The sequence below is a fragment of the Rhodospirillales bacterium genome, from assembly GCA_016710335.1.
Lineage (GTDB): Bacteria > Pseudomonadota > Alphaproteobacteria > Rhodospirillales > Defluviicoccaceae > JADJXQ01.
This window is the reverse complement of record JADJXQ010000003.1, coordinates 45,102-65,779: the sequence shown is the minus strand read 5'-3', so window position 1 is coordinate 65,779 and position 20,678 is coordinate 45,102. Positions and strand designations below refer to the sequence as shown.

Genomic DNA, 20,678 nt, shown 5'->3' with positions numbered 1-20,678 from the left:
AACAAAACATGAATAAGTCATGCCGCCCCGCTATGCCGAACTGCAGGTCACCAGCAACTTCAGTTTCCTTCGCGGCGCGTCTCATCCGGAGGAGCTGGCGGCGACGGCGGCGGCGCTCGGGCTCCACGCCATCGCCGTCACCGACCGCAACACGCTGGCCGGCGTCGTCCGCGCCCATGACGCGGCGAAGCAGGCCGGAGTGCGGCTGCTGGTCGGCGCCCGCCTCGACCTGGACGACGCGCCGAGCCTGCTCGCCTTCCCTACCGACCGCGCCGCCTACGGCCGGCTTTCGCGGCTGATCAGCCTCGGGCGGCGGCGTGCGCCGAAGGGCGAGTGCCGGCTGATGCTCGCCGACGTCCTCGACCACGGCGACGGCCACATCCTCGTGGTGCTGCCTCCGCCGGAACCGGCTGCGCTCGCGACCTGCGACCCGGCCCTCGAAGCCCTCGAGCCCCGCTTCCGAAAGCGCCTCTACCTCGCCGCCAGCGCGCTCTACCACGGCGACGATGGGCGGCGGCTCGCCGAACTTGCGGCCTTTGCGAGCGCCCGCGGCGTGCCGCTGGTCGCGACCAACGATGTCCACGCCCACGGCCCCCACCGCCGGCCGCTGCAGGACGCGCTGACCTGCATCCGCGAGCATTGCACCATCACCGGGGCCGGGTTCCGTCTCTACGCCAATGCGGAGCGGCACCTGAAAGCCCCGGCCGAAATGGCGCGGCTGTTCCGCGACCATCCCGGCGCCATCGCCCGCACCGTAGAGATCGCCGATGCCTGCCGCTTCAGCCTCGACGAGCTCCGCTACGAGTATCCGGTCGACCCGGTCCCCGTGGGCAGCACGCCGCAACAGGAACTGGAGCGGCTCACCCGGATCGGTGCCGGCGAGCGCTATCCGGAGGGCGTGCCGGTCAACGTACTCGGCCAGATCGAGCATGAACTGGCGCTGATCGACCAGCTCGCCTTCGCCCCCTACTTCCTGACCGTCCACGACATCGTCCGCTTCGCCCGCGGGCGCGGCATCCTCTGCCAGGGGCGCGGTTCGGCAGCCAACTCGGCAGTGTGTTTCTGCCTTGGCATCACCGCCGTCGACCCGGCCCACCTCGAGGTGCTGTTCGAGCGGTTCATCAGCGCCGCCCGCAACGAGCCGCCGGACATCGACGTGGACTTCGAGCACGAGCGCCGCGAGGAGGTGATCCAGTATGTCTATGAGAAATACGGCCGCGAGCGGGCCGGCATGACCGCCACCGTGATCTGCTACCGCACCAAGAGCGCGCTCCGCGAAGTCGGCAAGGTCATGGGCCTCTCCGAGGATTCCATCGTCGCCCTGCAGAAGGCTTTCTGGCGGCGCTCGTGGGACGAGATGACCCCAGCCGACATTCGCGAGGCCGGTCTCGACCCCGGCAACCGCACTGTACGCATGGTCATCGGCCTCGCCGCCCAGCTCCACGGCTTTCCCCGCCACCTGTCGCAGCATACCGGCGGCATGGTCATCACCCGGAGCCCGCTCGACGAGGTGGTGCCGATCGAGAACGCGGCGATGGAAGACCGCACCGTCATCGAGTGGGACAAGGACGACCTCGACGCGCTGGGCATCCTCAAGATCGACCTGCTCGGCCTCGGCATGCTGTCCTGCATCCGCAAGTCCTTTGCTTTGATCGAGCGCCACCACGGCCGTTCGCTCACCCTCGCCACCCTGCCGGCGGAGGATCCGGCCGTCTACGACATGCTGTGCCGGGCCGACTCCGTGGGCGTGTTCCAGGTCGAGAGCCGGGCGCAGATGACCATGCTGCCGCGCCTCAAGCCGCGCTGCTTCTACGATCTGGTGATCGAGGTGGCGATCGTGCGGCCGGGCCCCATCCAGGGCGACATGGTGCACCCCTACCTGCGCCGCCGGCAGGGGCTGGAGACGGTTACCTACCCGACCCCGGAGCTGGAGCAGGTGCTGGGTCGGACGCTGGGGGTGCCGTTGTTCCAGGAGCAGGCGATGCGCATCGCCATCGTCGCCGCCGGCTTCACGCCCGGCGAAGCCGATGCGCTCCGGCGGACCATGGCCCGGTTCGGCCGCCACGGCGACATCAAACGCTTCCGCGACAAGTTCATCGCCGGCATGCTCGCCCGCGGCTATGACGGCGCCCTGGCCGAGGCCTGCTTCCGCCAGATCGAGGGCTTCGCCGGCTACGGCTTCCCGGAATCCCACGCCGCCAGCTTCGCCCTGCTGGTCTATGTCTCGGCGTGGCTCAAGTGCCACTATCCCGCGGCCTTCGCCTGCGCGCTGCTCAACTGTCAGCCGATGGGATTCTACGCCCCGGCCCAGATCGTCGCCGACGCGCGGCGTCACGGCGTCGAGGTGCGCCCGGTCGACGTCAACCTGAGTGACTGGGACTGTACTCTGGAACCCGTCGCCGTTCCCCCTCACCCTCCCGCTTCACGGGCCCCTCCCTCTCCCCCGCTCGGGGGAGAGGGTAAAGCCGGCGCTCCCTCGCCTCTCCGGGGCGTCCATGGCGACCAGGTGCGGCTGGCGCTTGGGGAGAGGGCGAAGCCGCCGCTCCCTCGCCCCGGCGGGGAGAGGGTCGGGGTGAGGGGGAACATCTCGGAGCCATGGCCATCCGCCTCGGCTTGCGGCAGGTGAAGGGGTTGGCGCAGCGGGATGGCGAAGCGCTGGTCGCCGCCCGCGGCGGAGGCTACCGCAGCGTTGCCGACGTTTGGCGGCGCTCACGCCTCGGGCCGGCGGCACTCACCATGCTGGCCCACGCCGACGGCTTCGGCTCCCTCGGCCTTGATCGGCGCCAAGCCCTATGGGCGGTGCGCGGCCTGGAGACGGCGCCGCTCGACCTGTTCGAGGCTGCCGCAACCGACATCGACAGCGCCATACCGCTGTCACGCGAGCCGGCGGTCCGTCTGCCCGAGGCGGCGCTGGGCGAGCAGGTGGCCGAGGACTACCGGAGCCTGCGCCTGTCGCTCAAGGCCCACCCGCTGGCACTTCTACGCGACGAGCTGCGGGCAAGCGGCCATGTCTCCTCGGAGGATCTCGGCCGCGCCCGCCAGGGCAAACGGGTGAAGGTAGCCGGCGTCGTGACCACCCGGCAGCGGCCGGGCACCGCCAGCGGCGTGATCTTCATCACCCTTGAGGACGAGTTCGGGCACATCAATCTCATCGTCTGGCCGACGGTGCTGGAGCGGTTCCGAAAAGCGGTGCTGGGGGCGACGATGATGGAGGTCGCCGGTCGGCTGCAGCGTGAGGGCGAGGTGCTGCACGTCATCGCCGAACAGGTATGGGATGCCAGCGCCACCCTCGGCGCCCTCGCCGCCGACGCCGGCCCCGGCCGCGCCTCCGACGAGGCCCGATTCCACGTTCACTCCCGCGACTTCCATTGAACCGAGGCTCGGGAACAGTTTCCGCCGCATAACCCTTTGCAAGCCGGACGTACGTCCGTACGCTCTTAGCCTCAGGATTTGCGGGGGGCATGCCATGACGGCCAAGACACTGACAATCGCACAGCAGAAGGGCGGTGCCGGCAAGACGACGCTGGCGGCGCAACTGGCCGTCGCCTTCGCCGTCAACGGCAAGCGCGTGGCCTTGATCGACATCGATCCGCAGGGCAGCCTCTCTGCATGGGATCGGGTGCGCAATGAGAAGGGAAGCGGTTCCGACGCATTGCATCCGCTCACCGTGCTGGCGGTCTCCGGCTGGCGGGTCGGCAACGAACTGGCGCGCGTTCGCCGCGACCACGACATCGTCATCATCGACAGCCCGCCGCACGCCGAATCCGACGCGAAGGCCGCGGTACGCGCCGCCGACTTGGTGCTGATCCCGGTGCAGCCAAGCCCGATGGACGTGTGGGCGACGCAGCCGACCCTCAACCTGGCGAACGACGCCGGCGTGCCGGTGCTCGTCGTCCTCAACCGGGTTCCGCCCCGCGGCAACGTGGTCGCCCAGATGCGGGCTGCCCTGGCGGACAAGGGCCTTCCGGTTGCCGACACCATCATCGGCAACCGCGTCGCCTTCGCCTCCAGCATGCTGGACGGCCTGACGGTGCTGGAGACGGCCCGTTCCAGCCCTGCCGCCGGCGAAGTACGGGCCCTCGCCGAGGAGATCGCCGCAACGCTCCCTTAAGCTGGGTTCACGCCCTTGCGCGCGACACCGTCTCCGCACCCGCCTTGCTCTGCACCATCCGGGATCAATGCCGGATGCAGATCTTCCCGAAGTGCTGCCCGCTCGCGAGGTAGTCGAGCGCCTTGTGGAACTCGTCGAAGGCGAACACGCGATCGACAACCGGGCGGAGCCCGCTCACTGCCATGGCCTCTGTCATATCCACGAAATCGTCCCGGCTGCCGACGGTGATGCCCTGCAGCCGGACATGGCGGGTGACGACGAGGCCGATCCGCGCGTCCATCGTTCCGCCGGCCAGCACGCCGATCATGCTGATCGTTCCGCCGGGGCGGATCGCGCGCAAGGATTCGGGCAACGTCCCCTGGCCGCCGACCTCGACGATGTGATCTAGGCCCTTGCCTGCGGTGATCTCGCGGGCGCGCTTGCCCCACCCTGGCGTCGTCCGGTAGTTGATCACAGCGTCGGCGCCGAGCGCCTTCGCACGTTCCAGCTTTTCGTCGCTCGACGACGTGACGATGACGAACGCTCCCAGCATCTTCGCGAACTGCAGCGCGAACAGCGACACGCCGCCCGTGCCCTGCACCAGGACCGTGTCGCCCGGCTTCACCCGGCCCTCCGTCACCAGCGCTCGCCATGCGGTCACCCCGGCGGTCGGAATGGCGGCTGCCTCCTCGTCGGTCAAATGAGAAGGCGCCGGGGCGACGCCCGCCTCGTCGAGCACCATGAACTCCGCCATGGTCCCGTCGGTCTCGACGCCGAGGCTGCGCGACAACCGCGCCTCATCGGGATCACCGGCAACCCAAGTCTGGAAGAACAGCGGGCAGAGGCGGTCGCCCTCCTTGATCGTGGTGACGCCCTCGCCGATCGCGTCGGCCACCCCGACGCCGTCGCACAGCATGATCAGGGGGAGGTCCTGCATGCGTGAGCCGTAGCCGCGCTCCGGCACCAGAAGGTCCCGGTAGTTGAGCGCCGAGGCCCTCATCCTCAGCCTGACCTGACCCGGACCCGGAACCGGCTCGGGCCGCGTGCCGATCCGGACGTTCTCCCGAGACCAGCCCCCCTCCACCTGGAATACCTTCATTCCGATCCCCTTGTGCTCTGTTCGCCAATCCCTCAGAGCCCGGCACCATAGCAGGTCCCGCTCCGACCGCTACAGCCAAAGCCCGGCTCAGGTCAGGATGGTTGGCCGAAGAGCGGCCGGCCGAGAACATCGAGTTCAGCTCTCAGGATCGTGCCGGTGTCCGATTCGATCACTAACAGGCTCCTGTTGCCCCCCCTTATAGGCCAGATCCCAGAATCTTTCCTCCCGTCTGCACCCGGTTGCGGCCGCATTGCCGTGTGCCGAGGTTACGGTACTAATGTGGATGGCTGGCAGTGCAGTTGCGTGCACTGTCCACCAGCGCCAAACCGGCATCCGCGGCCTTACATTCCTGTCCTGGAACGACGACAAAACGGGGCCGGCGCGCAATATGGGCGTGACGTGCGGCGCTCCCTGATCTATCAGCATGGCGTTCGCCGAATCTTAAGCCACTGTCGACGGGATCAACCACACCATGGCGCAGACGAAGCTCGACGAAGCGATCGACCGCATCCTCTATGCGGACCACCACGACCCGTTCTCGGTCCTCGGTATGCATGCGGAGGTCGCGAAAGGGACGCAGCGTATCATCGTGCGCACCCTGCAGCCGGATGCCGAACGTGTGGGCGTCATCGATTCGGCCACCGGCGAGGAGGTGGCGGAGCTGGAGCGGATCCGCCCGCAGGGCTTCTTCGCGGGCCCGATCAAGGGGCGCAGCGAACGCTTCCGTTACCGCCTGCGCCTGACGCCCTACGACGGCGAGCCCTACGAGATTGAAGACCCGTACCGCTTCGGGCCGGTCCTGGGCTCCCTCGACATCCACCTGTTCGGCGAAGGCACCCACCTGCACGCCTACCGCAAGCTGGGCGCGCACCCGGCGACAATCGACAATGTGGACGGCGTCACCTTCGCGGTGTGGGCGCCGAACGCCCGTAAGGTCAGCGTCGTCGGAGACTGGAACAAGTGGGACGGCCGCATGCACCCGATGCGCAACCGCCACGAGGTGGGGATCTGGGAGATTTTCATCCCGGGCGTGGGGGCTGGCGCCGCCTACAAGTACGAGATTCGCGCCGGCTATGGCGAGTTGATGGCGCTCAAGGCCGATCCGTACGCGTTCTATGCGGAACAACCTCCGAAGACGGCTTCCGTAGTGGCGGACGGCGCGCCGTACGACTGGCAGGACGGCGCCTGGATGGAGACCCGCGCCCATGCCCACGATCGCGACGCGCCGGTCGCGATCTACGAGGCGCACCTCGGATCATGGAAGCGGGTGCCGGAGGACAACAACCGCTACCTGAGCTATCGCGAGCTTGCCGACCAGCTTGTCCCCTATGTGGTGGACCTCGGCTTCACCCACATCGAGCTGATGCCCGTGCACGAGCACCCGTTCGACGGCTCGTGGGGCTACCAGCCGACCGGCCTGTTCGCGCCCACCAGCCGCTACGGGTCGCCGGCGGACTTCAAGTACTTCATCGACCGCTGCCACCAGGCCGGGCTCGGGGTCATCATCGACTGGGTCGCCGGGCACTTCCCGGGCGACGCCCACGGCGTCTGCTATTTCGACGGCACCCATCTCTATGAGCACCAGGACCCGCGCCTCGGCCGCCACATGGACTGGGACACGCTGATCTACAACTACGGCCGCAACGAGGTGCGCAATTTCCTCTTGTCCAACGCGCTCTACTGGATGGAGGAGTTCCATGTCGACGGGCTCCGCGTCGACGCCGTCGCCTCGATGCTCTACCTCGACTACAGCCGCAAGGAGGGCGAGTGGCTCCCCAACATGTACGGGGGCCGCGAAAATCTGGAAGCCATCTCATTCCTCAAGTCCATGAACGAGCTGGTCTACGGCAACCACCCGGGCGTCATGACAGTGGCCGAAGAATCCACGTCCTGGCCGATGGTGTCGCGGCCGACGTACCTCGGCGGCCTCGGCTTCGGCTACAAGTGGAACATGGGTTGGATGAACGACACCCTTCGCTACATCTCGCAGGATCCCATTCACCGCCGCTACCACCATGATCTGCTGACGTTCGGGCTGCTCTACGCCTTCACCGAGAACTTCATCCTTCCCATCAGCCACGACGAGGTCGTGCACGGCAAGGGATCGCTGCTCAACAAGATGCCGGGCGACGGCTGGCAGCAGTTCGCGAACCTCCGCAACTACCTCAGCTTCATGTACACGATGCCTGGCAAGAAGCTGCTGTTCATGGGCATCGAGATCGGCCAGGGCGACGAGTGGAACCACGACAAGAGCCTTGACTGGCACCTCCTCGAGTATCCGCTGCAGCGCGGCATCCAGACCCTGGTGCGAGACCTGAACCGGATCTATCGCGACGAGCCGGCCCTGCATGAGATGGACACGGACTGGCAGGGATTCTCGTGGATCGACTGTCACGATTCCGACAACAGCGTGATCTCCTATATGAGGTTCGCCCGCGACCGGGATGACTACCTGGTGATCATCTGCAATTTCACGCCGGTGGTGCGGCGCAGCTACCGCTTCGGGGTGCCGCGCGGCGGTGCCTACACTGAAATCGTCAACACCGACTCGTCGGCCTACGAGGGCAGCAACGTCGGCAACGCCGGTCTTGTCGAAGCCGAGGCCCAGGCGGCCCACGGCCAGCCGTTCTCGTTGTGCCTGACCTTGCCGCCACTGGCGACAATCGTCCTGAAGCCGCCGAAGCTGGACAAGCCTGCAGACTTCGCGCCGTCTGGCGATGCCGGCGCGGCGTCGGGTTGAGGCCGGCAGCCCGTCGCCCCTCGGGGCGAACTGGGACGGCCGCGGCGTCAACTTTGCGCTCTTTTCGGAGAACGCCGAAAGAGTAGAGTTGTGCCTGTTCGACTCCTCGGGGCGGCGCGAGATCGAGCGCGTCGTGCTGCCGGAATACACCAACCAGATCTGGCACGGCTACCTCGTCGGCCTGCAGCCTGGGCAGCTCTACGGCTATCGAGTCTACGGGCCGTATGATCCGGCGCGCGGCCATCGCTTCAACCACCATAAGCTGCTGCTTGACCCCTACGCCCGCGCCATCCATGGGCCGCTGATCCTCCACGACACTCTGTTTGGCTATCGCCGCGGCAGCTCCAAAGGCGATCTTTCTTTCGACCGCCGCGACAGCGCCGCCCGCATGCCCAAGTGCCGGGTGGTCGAGGCGGCGTTCACCTGGGGCACGGAGCGGCTGCCCAACACCCCCTGGTCGCGGACGGTGATCTACGAACTGCACGTCCGTGGCTTTACCAAGCTGCATCCCGAAGTCGACGAGGCGCAGCAGGGCACTTTCGCCGGGCTCGGCTCTCCGGCGGTCATCGACTACCTGGTCAAGCTGGGCGTGACCGCGGTCGAACTCCTGCCGATCCACACCATCGTAGACGAGCCGCACCTGGCGGTGGCCGGCCGCCACAACTACTGGGGCTATAATTCCGTCAACTTCTTTTCGGCCGACCACCGCCTTCACAGCCGCCGCGGCGGACGCGAGATGAAGACGATGGTGGCCAACCTGCACCGCGCCGGCATCGAGGTCATTCTCGACGTAGTCTACAACCACACCGGCGAAGGCGACGCTTTCGGCCCGACTGTCTCCTTCCGCGGCATCGACAATGCCGCCTACTATCTGCTCGCCGACGACAAGCGCCGCTACCGGGACTTCACCGGCTGCGGCAACACCCTCAATCTCGCCCATCCGCGGGTGCTGCAGATGGTGATGGACTCACTCCGCTACTGGGTCCAGGAGATGCACGTCGATGGCTTCCGCTTCGATCTCGCCACCACGTTGGCGCGAGAACCCCACTTCGATCCCTATTCGGGGTTTCTCGACGCGGTCGCCCAGGACCCGGTGCTGTCGCGCGTCAAGCTGATCGCCGAGCCATGGGATCTCGGCATGGACGGCTATCAAGTCGGCAACTTTCCGCCCGGCTGGGCGGAATGGAACGACAAGTTCCGCGACACCGTGCGCCGCTACTGGAAAGGCGACGATCACACCAGGGGCGATCTGGCGTCGCGGCTGACCGGGTCGTCAGACCGCTTCCAGCACAAGGGACGGCGGCCGTGGTCGAGCCTCAACTTCGTCACCGCTCACGACGGCTTCACCCTCAACGACCTGGTCAGCTACAACCACAAGCACAATGAGGCCAACGGCGAAGGCAATCGCGACGGCACCGACAGCAATTTCAGTTGGAACTGCGGCGTCGAAGGGCCGACAGAGGATGCGGCGGTGCAGGCGCTGCGCGAACGCCAAAAGCGCAACATGCTGGTGGTGCTGCTGCTCGCCCAGGGGGTTCCGATGATCACCGGCGGCGACGAGTTCGGCCGCACCCAGCACGGTAACAACAACGCCTATTGCCAGGACAACGAGATCGGCTGGGTGGACTGGGCCGCCATTTCCGCGGATGACGCCGCCCTCAGCGGCTTCGTGCGCCGGCTGCTGCTGCTCCGGCGCGAGCATCCGATCTTCCGGCGCGCGCAGTTCCTGACCGGCAAGCCACCGACGGAGAACGGCCTCAAGGATGTTGCCTGGCGGGCGCCGTCGGGCCGGGAGATGACGGCCGACGACTGGTCGGCGCCGCATGCCCGCTGCTTCGGCATGGAGCTGTATCGTCCTGCACTGGACGACGACGGCGGCGGCGAAGACCATTTCCTGTTGGTTCTGAACGGCGGCGCCGAGCCGGTCACGTTCACGCTGCCGACGCCCCGCCTTCACGGCAGATGGCGGCGCGTCTTCGACACCACGTCCGCAGCACCAGGGGCGGAGCAACCGGAGGCCCACGCCGGGTATGGTGAGGGTGCCGACTATGCACTGCCCGGGCGATCCTGCGCCCTCCTCCACGATCATATCTGACAATGCCGGGACCGAACACCATGACCGACGGCAGGGCCCTCGACCGTTTGGCCGAATTCGCGGGGATCGAGCCCCGCTATTACGACATCTGGGGGACCCTGCACGAGGCCTCCGACCAGACCAAGCGATCGCTTCTCGCCGCCATGGGCATACCCGCCGACGACGACGCCCAAGTGGCCGACAGCATGCGCCGGCTGGAAGACGACTCTTGGCAGCACCCGCTGCCGCCGGTGCTGGTGGTCCGCGAGGGAACATCCGTCGTCGTACCGGTGTCGTTGCCGGTGGATGACGGCGGCGCGGACCTGACCCTGGAGATCACCGAGGAGACCGGTGCTTTCCATCGCATCGACGTCGATCCTCCGAGTCTGCCGCTGGCTGAGCGACGCACCGTGGCCCAGCGCCCCATGGAGCGCCGTCTTCTGACCCTGGCGAAGCCCCTGCCCATGGGCTACCACCACTGCCGGCTGGTCGGCATCGCGGGCCGGCCGCTGACGCTGATGGTGGTGCCGGATCGGTGCTACATGCCGGCGTGCCTGGAAGACCACGGCAAGCGCTGGGGCTTGGCGACCCATCTCTACACGCTGCGCTCGCGCCGCGACTGGGGCATGGGCGACTTCGGCAGCTTGGCCGAGCTTGTTGAGGTGGCGGCGGGACTCGGGGCGGCGTCGGTGGGCGTCAATCCGCTGCACGCGCTGTTCCCCGCCGACGCTGGCAAGATCAGCCCCTACTCTCCCAGCAGCCGCCAGTTCCTTAACCCGCTGTACCTGGACGTGGAAGCCGCATCCGGCTTTGCAGATTGCGCCGAAGCCGCGGCCGCAGCTTCCGTCCCGGGAACGGCAGCCGATGCGCCGTTCGTGGACTACGCATCGGTCGCGCGACGGAAGCTGACGGCCCTCGCGGCCGTGCATGGGTGCTTCGAGCAGCGCGGGCCCTCTTCAGCCAGGGAGGCATATGCTGCGTTTTGCGAAAGCGGCGGCGAGCGCCTCCGCCGCTTCGCGATCTTCGAGACGTTGTCGGAGCATTTCGATGGTCGGCGGTGGCAGGAGTGGCCGGAACCGTATCGGAATCCGGAGTCCCCCGAGGTAGCGGCGTTTGCGCGGGAACAGCAGGATCGCGTGTCGTTCCACATGTATCTACAGTGGGAAGCCGACCGGCAGTTGCAGACGGTGGCGGAACGAGCGCAGGCGGCGGGTCTGGAGATCGGCATTTATCAAGACCTGGCAGTCGGCGTCGATCCCGGCGGAGCGGACGCCTGGAGCGCACCGGAGGTCGTCGTCACCCAGGCCAGCGTCGGCGCACCGCCCGATCCGTTCAACATGCTGGGGCAGGATTGGGGAACGCCGCCACTCAGTCCGGTCGGTCTGGTGGAGCGGGCGTACGAGCCGTTCATCGCCATGCTCGGCGCCAACATGCGCCATGCCGGGGCGCTCCGCATCGACCACGCCATGGGGCTGATGCATCTGTTCTGGATCCCGGTCGGCAAAACGCCGGCAGACGGCGCCTACGTCCAGTACAGGTTCGAGGATCTGCTCGGTATTCTGGCGCTGGAGAGCCATCGCAACCGGTGCCTGGTGATCGGCGAGGATCTCGGCACCGTGCCGGACGGATTTCGCGATCGCATGACCGCCGCCAACGTGCTCTCTTACCGCGTGCTCTATTTCGAGAAGGACGGGGAGGCGTTCAAGCGGCCGGACGCCTACCCGGAAAAGGGTCTGGCATGCGTCACCACCCACGACCTGTCGACGCTCGCCGGCTTCTGGGAGGGAGCCGATATTGATCTCAAACAGCGGCTACAGCTCTATCCGTCGCCTGCGGTCGAGGCGAGCGAACGGGCAAGCCGGGACAGCGATCGGCGCTTGCTCGCGGAAGCGCTCGCCGACGAGCAATTGTTGCAGGCGAAGCCGAGCAACGTGCTTGCTGCCGGCATGGGACCCGATCTGGTCGCCGCCGTACACGCATATCTGTCGCGCTCCCCCGCCTGCCTGTTGATGGTGCAGATCGACGACGTGACGGGTGAGAGCGAGCAGATCAACCTGCCGGGGACCGTCGACGAATATCCCAACTGGCGCCGCCGCCTCCGCCTCCCGGTCGCCGCCATCGCCGCAACGCCTATCATGCAGGCGTTGACGGCAGCCCTCAGGGACCGCGCCGCAGGCGCGCGCTAGGGCACGGGGCGCGTCTACAATTACCGGCGACCGGCGGACGCGACAACCGAAGCGATGACATCGGCGGCGCGGGCGCTGGGGGTGCCGGCGACGGGCCTCAGGGCGGCGATGGCGCGGTCGGCGGCGCCGCGTTGGCGGGCGCGGGTGGAAGGGTCGTCGAGAAGGCGGATCAACTCGGCGGCGGCGCGGTCCGGGCGGCAGTCGTTCTGCAGCAGCTCCGGCACCACCGCCTCGTCAACGATCAGGTTGATCAGGTTCACGTGCGGCACGCGGATGACGCGGCGCGCCAGCCACGCCGTCATGGGGTTGAGGCGGTAGGTGATGACCATAGGCGTGCGCGCCATCGCCAGTTCGAGCGACACGGTTCCCGAGGCGGCCAGGGCGACATCGGCGGCGGCGAACGCGTCGAACCGTTCCGCCGCCGGGCAGAGCTGCACGCGTCCGGGCGTCACCGGCCAACGCTCGACCTCGGAGGCAATGTCGGCGCGCAGCGCGTCCACCGCCGGCAGGACGAAGCGCACCACTGGGCGTTGCTGCAGCAGTCTCGCCGCCGTCTCCGCGTAAACCGGCATGAGCCGCCGCGTCTCGCTCTGCCGGCTGCCGGGGAGGAGACAGACCAGCGGTTCATTCGCTCCGAGTCCGAGACGCGCACGCATAAGACGGCCGTCGCCGGAACCGGCGCCGCTCTCCACCACCGGATGACCGACGAAGGTGCACGGCAGGCCGGCCTCCTCGAAGATCGGCGGCTCGAACGGCAACAGCGCCAACAGGTGATCCAGGAACCCCGCGATTTCGCGGGCGCGATGGGCCTTCCATGCCCACACTTGCGGCGCCACGAAGTGGACGATGGGGATGCCGGAGCCATGGAGGCGCTTGCCGACCCGAAAGCAAAATCCCGGGGAATCGATGGTGACGACGACGTCGGGACGGGCGGCCTTGATCGCCGCCACCGTTTCCCGGATTCGCCGCAGCAGTTTCGGAAGGCGAGGCACGATTTCCGCCGCGCCCATCACCGACAGGTCTTCCATCGGAAATCGGCTGACCATGCCCGCGGCGCTCATCTGGGCGCCGCCGATGCCGTCGAACGCCACGTGGTCACCTAACCGGGCGGAGAGCGCCGCCATCAGTCGGGCGCCGAGCACATCCCCCGAAGGCTCGCCGGCGATCAGGAAAATCAGCGGAGGACGATCCGCGCCGGCGCCCACGTCACGGGAACGCGTCTGTGTCGCGCCCTTCACTGCGGACACCGACCACGAACAGGCCTGCCGCATCGGCAGCGGCCACCATGCGCTCGCGGTCGATCACCAGCGCCTCCCCCGCTTCCACCGCGATCCCGCGCAAGCCCGCCGCCGCGGCCGCCTCAACGGTGCTTTCGCCAACGGCCGGAAGGTCCGCCCGGCTTTCCCGCTTGGCGCCACCGACCTTGACCAGCACCCCGCCCGGCCCTTCACGCTGCAGGACGCCAGCGCGGGCGAGCATGGCGTCCGTCCCCTCCAGCGCTTCGACCGCCAGCACCATGCCCTGTTGAACCACCGCCGCCTGACCCACATCGAGGGCGCAGAGGCCGCGCGCCACTTCGATTCCGCGCGCGATGTCCCGCAGGGCCTGGGCATCCGGTGCGATGCTCCCAAGCAGGCCATCGGCGGCGAGGTCGCTCGGCAGCAGGGTTTCGGCGCCAACCACCACAAAGCCTTCCTTCCGTTCCAATTCATTCACCACAGCGCCGAGCAGGCCGTCGTCTCCGAGGGCCTTGCCGCTGACCTTGGCGAGGAATTTTGCGGTCCACAGATCGGGCTTCAGCTCCGACAGCGACGGGCGGCGCACAGGGCCGGCCAGGACCAACTCCTGCACCTCCTCCTTCTTAAGGATCTTCAGCGCCTTGCCGCCGGCGCCGAGGCGAACCCAAGCATGGGGGGCGCCTTCGACGGTCTCCGGCGGAGTATGTCCTTCGATGGCGAGCACGAAATGGGGACGGCCGGACGCCCGGCAGGCGTCGATGATGCGGACCGGCAGATCGCCGCCGCCCGCGATGATGCCGAGCTTAGGCTGCATCTTGAGAGCCCGGCTGACATATCCCGCGCGGCGACTCGGCGCGGATGAAATCGACGATCTCCATGACGAATTGGTTGTCGCGGAACAGTTGCGCCACGTCCTCCAGGCGTTCAACCATGGTGCCTTCATGGGCGAACAAAAGCCGGTAGGCATGGCGGAGCGCATTCACCTGGTCCCGCGAGAACTGCCGGCGCTTCAATCCGACGATGTTGAGGCCGTGCAGGCGGGCGCGGTTGCCTACCACCCGCCCGTAAGGGATCACGTCGTTCTCGACGCCGCTCATGCCGCCGATCATTGCATGTCGGCCGATGCGGGTGAACTGGTGCGCCGCCGACAAGCCGCCGACGATTGCCCAGTCGCCGATCTCCACATGCCCGCCGAGGGTGGCGCAATTGACCAGAATGACGTGGTCGCCGATGCGGCAGTCGTGAGCAACGTGGCTGCCCGCCATTAACAGGCAGTTGTCGCCGATCCGCGTCACCATGCCGCCGCCATGCGTGCCGGGATTGATGGTGACATGCTCGCGGATGATGCAGTTGCATCCGATCTCGAGACGCGATCGCTCGCCCTGGAACTTCAGGTCCTGTGGCGGCAATCCAATGGACGCGAACGGAAAGACGCGGGTGTTGGCGCCGATGGAGGTCCGGCACCCGATGACGACGTGCGGGCCGATGTTGACGCCAGAAGCCAGTTCGACGTCGGCGCCGATGATGCTGTAGGGCCCGATGGATACGTCGTCCTCCAGCTTGGCGCCGTCCTCGACGATCGCAGTGGGATGAATAGACGTCACGTCACGTCTCACTCATCCCGAATCATCGCCGCATACGTCGCCTCGGCGACCAGCACGCCGTCCACCCTGGCCTCTCCCTTGAACTTCCAGACGTTGCGGCGGTTACGCTGCTTCTCCACGTGCAGATAGATGACGTCGCCGGGGAAGACCGGCTTGCGGAAGCGGGCCGAGTCGATCGTCATGAAGTAGACCAGTCGGCCCTCCTTCTCGGGACCGAGCGTAGAGACCACAAGGCAGGCGGCCGTCTGCGCCATGGCCTCGATGATCAGCACCCCGGCATCACGGGGTGGCGCGGAAAGTGGCCTTGGAAGAACGGTTCGTCGATCGAGACGTTCTTGATGCCGGTGGCGCGGACGTTGGTGACGACATCGACGACGCGGTCGATCATCAGCATCGGATACCGATGTGGGATCAGCTGTTTAATTCGTTCGAGGTCGAAGGTGACCCCCTCGGCGAGCGTGGTATCCATATCCATCGCCTACGCGCCCTTCTTTTTGATCAACTCCGCCAAGGCAGCCACCTGACGAAAAAACTGCCGCACGGTTACGGCCGGATAGCCCATCACCGCCTGCCCCGCTGGAATGTCGGCCATGATGCCGGACTTGGCCGCGATGCGCGCCTTGTCTCCCACCTGGGTATGGCCGGCGAACCCTGCCTGACCCCCTATCATCACACCATTGCCGATGCGCGTACTGCCGGACACGCCGACCTGGGCTACAATCAGGCAGGCCTGTCCGACGCGCACGTTATGGCCGATCTGAACGAGATTATCAATTTTGGTTCCCGACTCGATGACGGTGTCGCTGGCGGCGCCGCGGTCGATTGTGGTGTTGGCGCCGATCTCTACGTCATCGCCGATGATGACCCGCCCCAGCTGCGGCACTTTGGTGTGCCGACCCGCGCCTGGGACGAACCCGAACCCGTCCTGCCCGACGCGTGCTCCGGCGTGCACGATGGTGCGGGCGCCGATGATGCAGTACGCCAGCGAGGCACAGGCGCCGATGGCTGAGCCGGCGCCGACAACGACGCCGGGCCCGATAACTGCGTTGGCGCCGATGCGGCAGTCCTCGCCGATCTCGGCGCCGGCGGCGATGATCGCGCCGGGCTCGACGCGGCATCCGCGGCCGAGGCATGCCGATGGGTCGACCACCGCGGATGCGTCGACACCGCCGTCATCGGCAAGTTCGGGATAAAACGCCGCGGCGACAAGCGCGTATGCCAGCGACGGCTGAGGCGTCGTCAACAACGCCATGCCCGGCGGTGCCCTGTCGGCATGTTCTGGCCGCAGCAGACAGGCGCCGGCGCGGCTTGCCGCCAACACCTCCGCGTAGCGCCGATCCTCGAAGAAGCTCACCTCCTCCGGGCCTGCCGCATCCAACGCTGCAACGTCGGTGAAGGAGCGGGCGAGATCGGCATCGCCGACCGGCGCCGCTCCGCTCACCGCAATCAGGTCACTGAGGGTTAACGGGTTGGAAACCTTGAAGAATCGCGGATCCGCCATGCAATGCCCCACCTGTCACTTTAGTTCCAGGCTTTGCACCTGGACCGTGGGCAACCGCGCATCGAGGCGACGCAACACCTCGTCGGTGATTTCGAACTGCGTCGCCACAAGGACCGTCTGGTCCTTGCGCAGGATCAGCGTCACGTTCTGCTCGGTGGCGATCTCGGCGACGATCGTGTTGAGAACGGCCTGCACCTCGTTCATCGCCTTCGCCCGGGCTTCGTCCAGCATGCGCCGGCGTTCCTGCATCATCGCTTGGGCGCGACTGACCCGTTCGTTCAACACCCGCTGCTGCTCGTCGTAGTCCCCCTGGGACAACTCCTTGCGCGCGTCGCCAAGCGCTTGATGGGCGGCGCGAATGGCGTCTTCCTCCTGCTGGATCTCATTGCGGTAGGCGTCACGATACTGCCGCATGTTGTCGTGGATGTCATTGACGGCGGCGGCGCTGCGCAGCACCCGATCCACATCCAGAATGGCGATCTTAAGGGGCACGGGCGGCTCGGCGGCCCGGACCCTCGTTCCTTCCATGGAGCACAGGAGCACGAGACACAGGAGCACCATGAGCGCCCACAGCAGGCTCGTGCGGCGACGGACCACGATCTAGAACCGCGCGCCCAGATTGATCCGTATCAGTTCGGTCTCGTCGAAGTCTTCCTTGAGGTAGGGGACGCCGACGTCGATGCCGATAGGCCCGAATGGCGAGGTCCAGGTCAGCCCCGCGCCGACAGTGGCGCGGATGCTGGCGGTGTCGGCAACGGTGGGTCCGGAAACGTCGTCCGGAAGGGCTCCGGAGCTGCCAAAGTCGGTGAAGATTCGTCCCCGCAGCGGCAACTCTGTCGGCACCGGCAGCGGGAAGCCGAGCTCGACGGTGCCGGTGTAGAACCACTGGCCGCCGAGGGCGTCGTCGGTCGAGATGTCGCGCGGCCCAACGCCCGCCGTCGCGAATCCTCTCAAATCGTCGCCGCCCACGAAGAACCGGTCGAACAGCCGCACGTCGTCGCCAATACCGTAGACATAGCCGGTCGACCCGCGGAAGCCCAGCACCCACCGCTCGCTGTCGGTGAGCGGCACATAGTACGCGCCAGTGGCCACCGGCCGCAGGTAGGCAACGTCGCCGCCGAGACCGGCGACCCCGATGTCGAACTGCGCCAGGTAACCATTAGTGGGTAAGAACAGGCTGTTGCGCCGGTCGTACACCAATGACTGGGAGACCTCCGAAACGTAGTCCTCCCCCTCCTCCGCCTTGATGAACGGGGAGGCGGTGTCCGGCACGTTCTCGATCTCGCTTTGCTTCAGCGTGTAGCGCCAATTCTGGTCCAGGTGCTCTGTCAGCGGATAGCCGAACCGCACCGCACCGCCGATCGACGTCTCGTCGAACGACGCTTCTTCCTGCCGGTCAATGGTCAGGTAGAATACGTCAAAGCCGGCGCTTATCTCGCGATCCAGGAAATACGGCTCAGTGAAGCTGATGCTCACCTGGCTGTCGCGCTCCGCGATCAGCACCCGGGCGCGCAGATCCTGCCCGCGCCCGAGGAGGTTGCGTTCGCGGAGCGTGATGTCGCCGATGACGCCGCTGGTCGTCGAAAAGCCGGCGCCGAGCGACAGGCTGCCGGTGGACTTCTCTTCGACGTTGACGTTGACCACCGCCCTGTCGGGAGCGCTACCCGGAAGCTGCTCGATCTCGACGCTCTCGAAGTAGTCCAGGTTACGCAGCCGCTGCCGAGACCGCTGGATCCGCGACGTATTGAACGGATCGCCCTCCACCACCCGGAATTCGCGGCGGATCACCTTGTCGACGGTGCGGACGTTGCCGTAGATATTGATGCGCTCCACGAACACCCGCGGCCCTTCGCCGATCTCGAAAGCGACGTCGATCGACCTCTCGGCCCTGTCGCGATTGATGCGCGGGCGCACGTCGACGAAGGCATACCCTTGCGTGCCGACCATGTCGGTGAGGGCCTCGATGCTGCGCTCCACCTCGTCGGCGTCGTACCAGTCACCGGGTTCGACGGTGACCGCTTCGCGGGTGGTTGCCGGATCGAGCCCGCGCAACGACGACGCCACCTCGATTTCGCCGAACTTGTAGCGCTCGCCCTCGTCGACCGTGAAGGTCAGAAAGAAGCTCCTGCGGTCCTGCGTCAGCGAGGCGTTGGTGGCGAGCACCCGGAAGTCGGCGTAGCCCTCCGACAGATAAAACCGACGCAGCAGTTCCTGGTCGAGCGCAAGGCGGTCCGGATCATAGGTGTCGTCGGACGAAAGGAACCGCCACCAAGCCGATTCCCGGGTACGGACCACATCGCGCAGTTCCGAATCGCTGAACGCCTTGTTGCCGACGAACCGAATGCTCTCGATCTCCGTCGCGTCGCCCTCGCTGATCTCGAACACCAAGTCGATGCGGTTCTGCGGCAACTCGATGACCTTGGGCTCGACGGTCGCGCCGAACCGACCGGTTCGGCGATACAGTTCCTGCAGACGTTTCACATCTCCCTGCACCTTGGAGCGCGTGTAGATCTGGCGCGGCCGCAGACTGATTTCAGATTCGAGCGTGGCGTCGTCGACGCGCTGGTTCCCCTCAAACGCGATGCGGTTGATGATGGCGTTCTCGGTCACGCTGACGACGAGGGTGTCCCCCCGACGGTTGATGGCGACGTCGGCGAACAGGCCCGTCGCAAACAGACTTTTGAGGGAGCGATCGATGCGGGCCGGATCGAAGCGGTCCCCCGGTTGCACCAGCAAGTACGAGCGCACCGTGCCTGGCTCGACGCGCTGCGTTCCTTCAACTTCGATAGCCCGGATGAGGTCACCCGATTGGGACGGGGGCGTCTGCGCCTGGAGGCGTGCCAGCGGCAGGCTCCATCCCGTCACGACGCATACGATCAGAATTGCCAGCCTGACGCCGAAGTATGCCACCGACCGCCCCCGCGACCTTGTGCTCGATTGAGAGCCCGGCGGGCCATTGTAGAATCCCGACCCCAGTTCTCTACGTCACGAGCTTCTTGAAAAACTCCACCACCTGAAGCTGAACCAGATCGTTCCAGGTGGCAAAAATCATCAAGAGCAATACCAGGACCAGGCCGAAGCGAAAACCATATTCCTGAATTTTCTGGTTGAGCGGTCGGCCGCGCACCGCCTCGACCGCATAAAACGCAAGGTGGCCGCCGTCCAGCATGGGCACCGGGAACAAATTGATGAGGCCGAGGTTAATCGACAACGCGGCCATGAAGAACACCAGACTAACCATGCCGCCCTGCGCCATCTGCCCGGAAAGCTGAGCGATTCGCAACGGCCCGCCCAGTTCCTCCGCCGTGCGGCTGCCGGTGATGATCTGCCCGAGGGCGCCGAGGATCTGCGTCGTGAGATCCCAGGTGCGCTGCGATGCGGTCGCCACGGCCTCGAAGGGGTTGAGTCGCTGATACCCGATCTGGGCAGGGTCCGGCGACACACCGAGAAGACCCACCTTCCCTGTCGCGCCCGAATCCGAACCGGCCGCATCGGCCGCGACCGCTTGGGGGGTGGCGGTCAGCAGGAGAGTGTCGCCGCCGCGCTCGATCTCAAAGCGCAATGCCCGATCCGGATTGTCGCGGACGATGCTGCGCAAATCCTCGAACGACGCGACGTCCTCGTCGTTGACCCTGAGAATCCTGTCACCCTGCACGAACCCGGCCTCGGCCGCGGCGCTGCCGGACTGGATCTGGCCGACGCTGGCGAGGGGGAATGGCAGCCCGACAGCGGTGAACAGCGCGGTGAGCAGGACGATGGCGAACGCGAAATTGGCCAACGGCCCGGCTGCAACGATAGCGGCCCGCTGGCCGAGGCGCTTGTGATGGAACGACACCGCCTGGTCCTCCGCCGTCATCGGCATGTCGGCGTCGTTGCTCTCGAAATCCTGCTCGCCGAACATCTTGACGTAGCCGCCGAGCGGGATGGCGCATACCTTCCAGCGGGTGCCGTGGCTGTCGCGGCGGCCGAACAACTCGGGTCCGAAGCCGATCGCGAACGTCTCGATGCGCACGCCGGCCCGCCGCGCAATCCAGTAGTGCCCCAACTCGTGCACGAACACCAGGATGGTGAACACCACGACGAACGGAACGATCCAGTCGACGATGTAGCTGAGGATGTCCATGGGCGCTCGAAAATCGCTCCTTA

General features: G+C 66.7%; 14 protein-coding genes and 1 pseudogene. 6 read left to right on the top strand and 9 right to left on the bottom strand.

The features are described from left to right. The first annotated feature begins 19 nt into the window (after nucleotides 1-19). The 3 genes from IPM60_06020 to IPM60_06010 all read left to right on the top strand — a co-directional run bounded on the left by IPM60_06020 (nucleotide 20) and on the right by IPM60_06010 (nucleotide 4,111). Nucleotides 20-2,626: an error-prone DNA polymerase gene (locus IPM60_06020; GenBank protein MBK8907454.1), complete on the top strand. Its 2,607-nt coding sequence runs from the start codon at nucleotides 20-22 to the stop codon at nucleotides 2,624-2,626. Next, a complete protein-coding gene (locus tag IPM60_06015) occupies nucleotides 2,596-3,372 on the top strand; it encodes a hypothetical protein (GenBank protein ID MBK8907453.1) in 777 nt (258 codons plus the stop codon). Before IPM60_06020 ends, IPM60_06015 begins: the two co-directional genes overlap by 31 nt. Before the next feature lie 94 nt (nucleotides 3,373-3,466). Continuing rightward, the gene (locus IPM60_06010) at nucleotides 3,467-4,111 is read left to right on the top strand and encodes a ParA family protein (GenBank protein MBK8907452.1); all 645 of its coding nucleotides are present in this window, start codon (nucleotides 3,467-3,469) and stop codon (nucleotides 4,109-4,111) included. Nucleotides 4,112-4,175: 64 nt separating this feature from the next. Here the strand turns inward: IPM60_06010 and IPM60_06005 are convergent, their stop codons facing one another. Next, nucleotides 4,176-5,189, bottom strand: a complete 1,014-nt coding sequence (locus IPM60_06005) for an NAD(P)-dependent alcohol dehydrogenase (protein ID MBK8907451.1) — start codon at nucleotides 5,187-5,189, stop codon at nucleotides 4,176-4,178. Between the two features lie 472 nt (nucleotides 5,190-5,661). Between IPM60_06005 and glgB the strand changes: the two genes are divergently transcribed. The 3 genes from glgB to malQ are packed head-to-tail and all read left to right on the top strand — an operon-like array spanning nucleotide 5,662 to nucleotide 12,189. Further along, nucleotides 5,662-7,929, top strand: coding sequence for a 1,4-alpha-glucan branching protein GlgB (gene glgB, locus IPM60_06000; protein ID MBK8907450.1), 2,268 nt, complete (start codon nucleotides 5,662-5,664; stop codon nucleotides 7,927-7,929). After that, nucleotides 7,907-10,024: a glycogen debranching protein GlgX gene (gene glgX, locus IPM60_05995; protein ID MBK8907449.1), complete on the top strand. Its 2,118-nt coding sequence runs from the start codon at nucleotides 7,907-7,909 to the stop codon at nucleotides 10,022-10,024. Before glgB ends, glgX begins: the two co-directional genes overlap by 23 nt. 20 nt (nucleotides 10,025-10,044) lie before the next feature. Continuing rightward, nucleotides 10,045-12,189: a 4-alpha-glucanotransferase gene (gene malQ, locus IPM60_05990; GenBank protein ID MBK8907448.1), complete on the top strand. Its 2,145-nt coding sequence runs from the start codon at nucleotides 10,045-10,047 to the stop codon at nucleotides 12,187-12,189. 20 nt (nucleotides 12,190-12,209) lie between these two features. On the opposite strand, the gene lpxB is transcribed toward malQ, so the two are convergent. From lpxB to rseP, 8 genes and pseudogenes are all read right to left on the bottom strand, one after another. Further along, a complete protein-coding gene (gene lpxB, locus IPM60_05985) occupies nucleotides 12,210-13,460 on the bottom strand; it encodes a lipid-A-disaccharide synthase (GenBank protein ID MBK8907447.1) in 1,251 nt (416 codons plus the stop codon). After that, nucleotides 13,396-14,241: a UDP-2,3-diacylglucosamine diphosphatase LpxI gene (lpxI, locus tag IPM60_05980; GenBank protein ID MBK8907446.1), complete on the bottom strand. Its 846-nt coding sequence runs from the start codon at nucleotides 14,239-14,241 to the stop codon at nucleotides 13,396-13,398. The genes lpxB and lpxI overlap by 65 nt, the downstream gene beginning before the upstream one ends. Further along, nucleotides 14,231-15,031: an acyl-ACP--UDP-N-acetylglucosamine O-acyltransferase gene (gene lpxA / locus IPM60_05975; GenBank protein ID MBK8907445.1), complete on the bottom strand. Its 801-nt coding sequence runs from the start codon at nucleotides 15,029-15,031 to the stop codon at nucleotides 14,231-14,233. The genes lpxI and lpxA overlap by 11 nt, the downstream gene beginning before the upstream one ends. An 8-nt stretch (nucleotides 15,032-15,039) precedes the next feature. Then, nucleotides 15,040-15,500 (bottom strand): annotated as a pseudogene (gene fabZ / locus IPM60_05970) (3-hydroxyacyl-ACP dehydratase FabZ). A 9-nt stretch (nucleotides 15,501-15,509) separates the two neighbouring features. Beyond that, nucleotides 15,510-16,532 carry a UDP-3-O-(3-hydroxymyristoyl)glucosamine N-acyltransferase gene (lpxD, locus tag IPM60_05965; protein MBK8907444.1) on the bottom strand — a complete coding sequence of 341 codons (1,023 nt, stop codon included), beginning with the start codon at nucleotides 16,530-16,532 and terminating at the stop codon, nucleotides 15,510-15,512. 15 nt (nucleotides 16,533-16,547) lie between these two features. Continuing rightward, a complete protein-coding gene (locus tag IPM60_05960) occupies nucleotides 16,548-17,129 on the bottom strand; it encodes an OmpH family outer membrane protein (protein MBK8907443.1) in 582 nt (193 codons plus the stop codon). Between the two features lie 3 nt (nucleotides 17,130-17,132). Next, nucleotides 17,133-19,442, bottom strand: coding sequence for an outer membrane protein assembly factor BamA (bamA, locus tag IPM60_05955; protein ID MBK8907442.1), 2,310 nt, complete (start codon nucleotides 19,440-19,442; stop codon nucleotides 17,133-17,135). Nucleotides 19,443-19,512: 70 nt separating this feature from the next. Continuing rightward, the gene (gene rseP, locus IPM60_05950; GenBank protein MBK8907441.1) at nucleotides 19,513-20,655 is read right to left on the bottom strand and encodes an RIP metalloprotease RseP; all 1,143 of its coding nucleotides are present in this window, start codon (nucleotides 20,653-20,655) and stop codon (nucleotides 19,513-19,515) included. Nucleotides 20,656-20,678 lie beyond the last annotated feature (23 nt).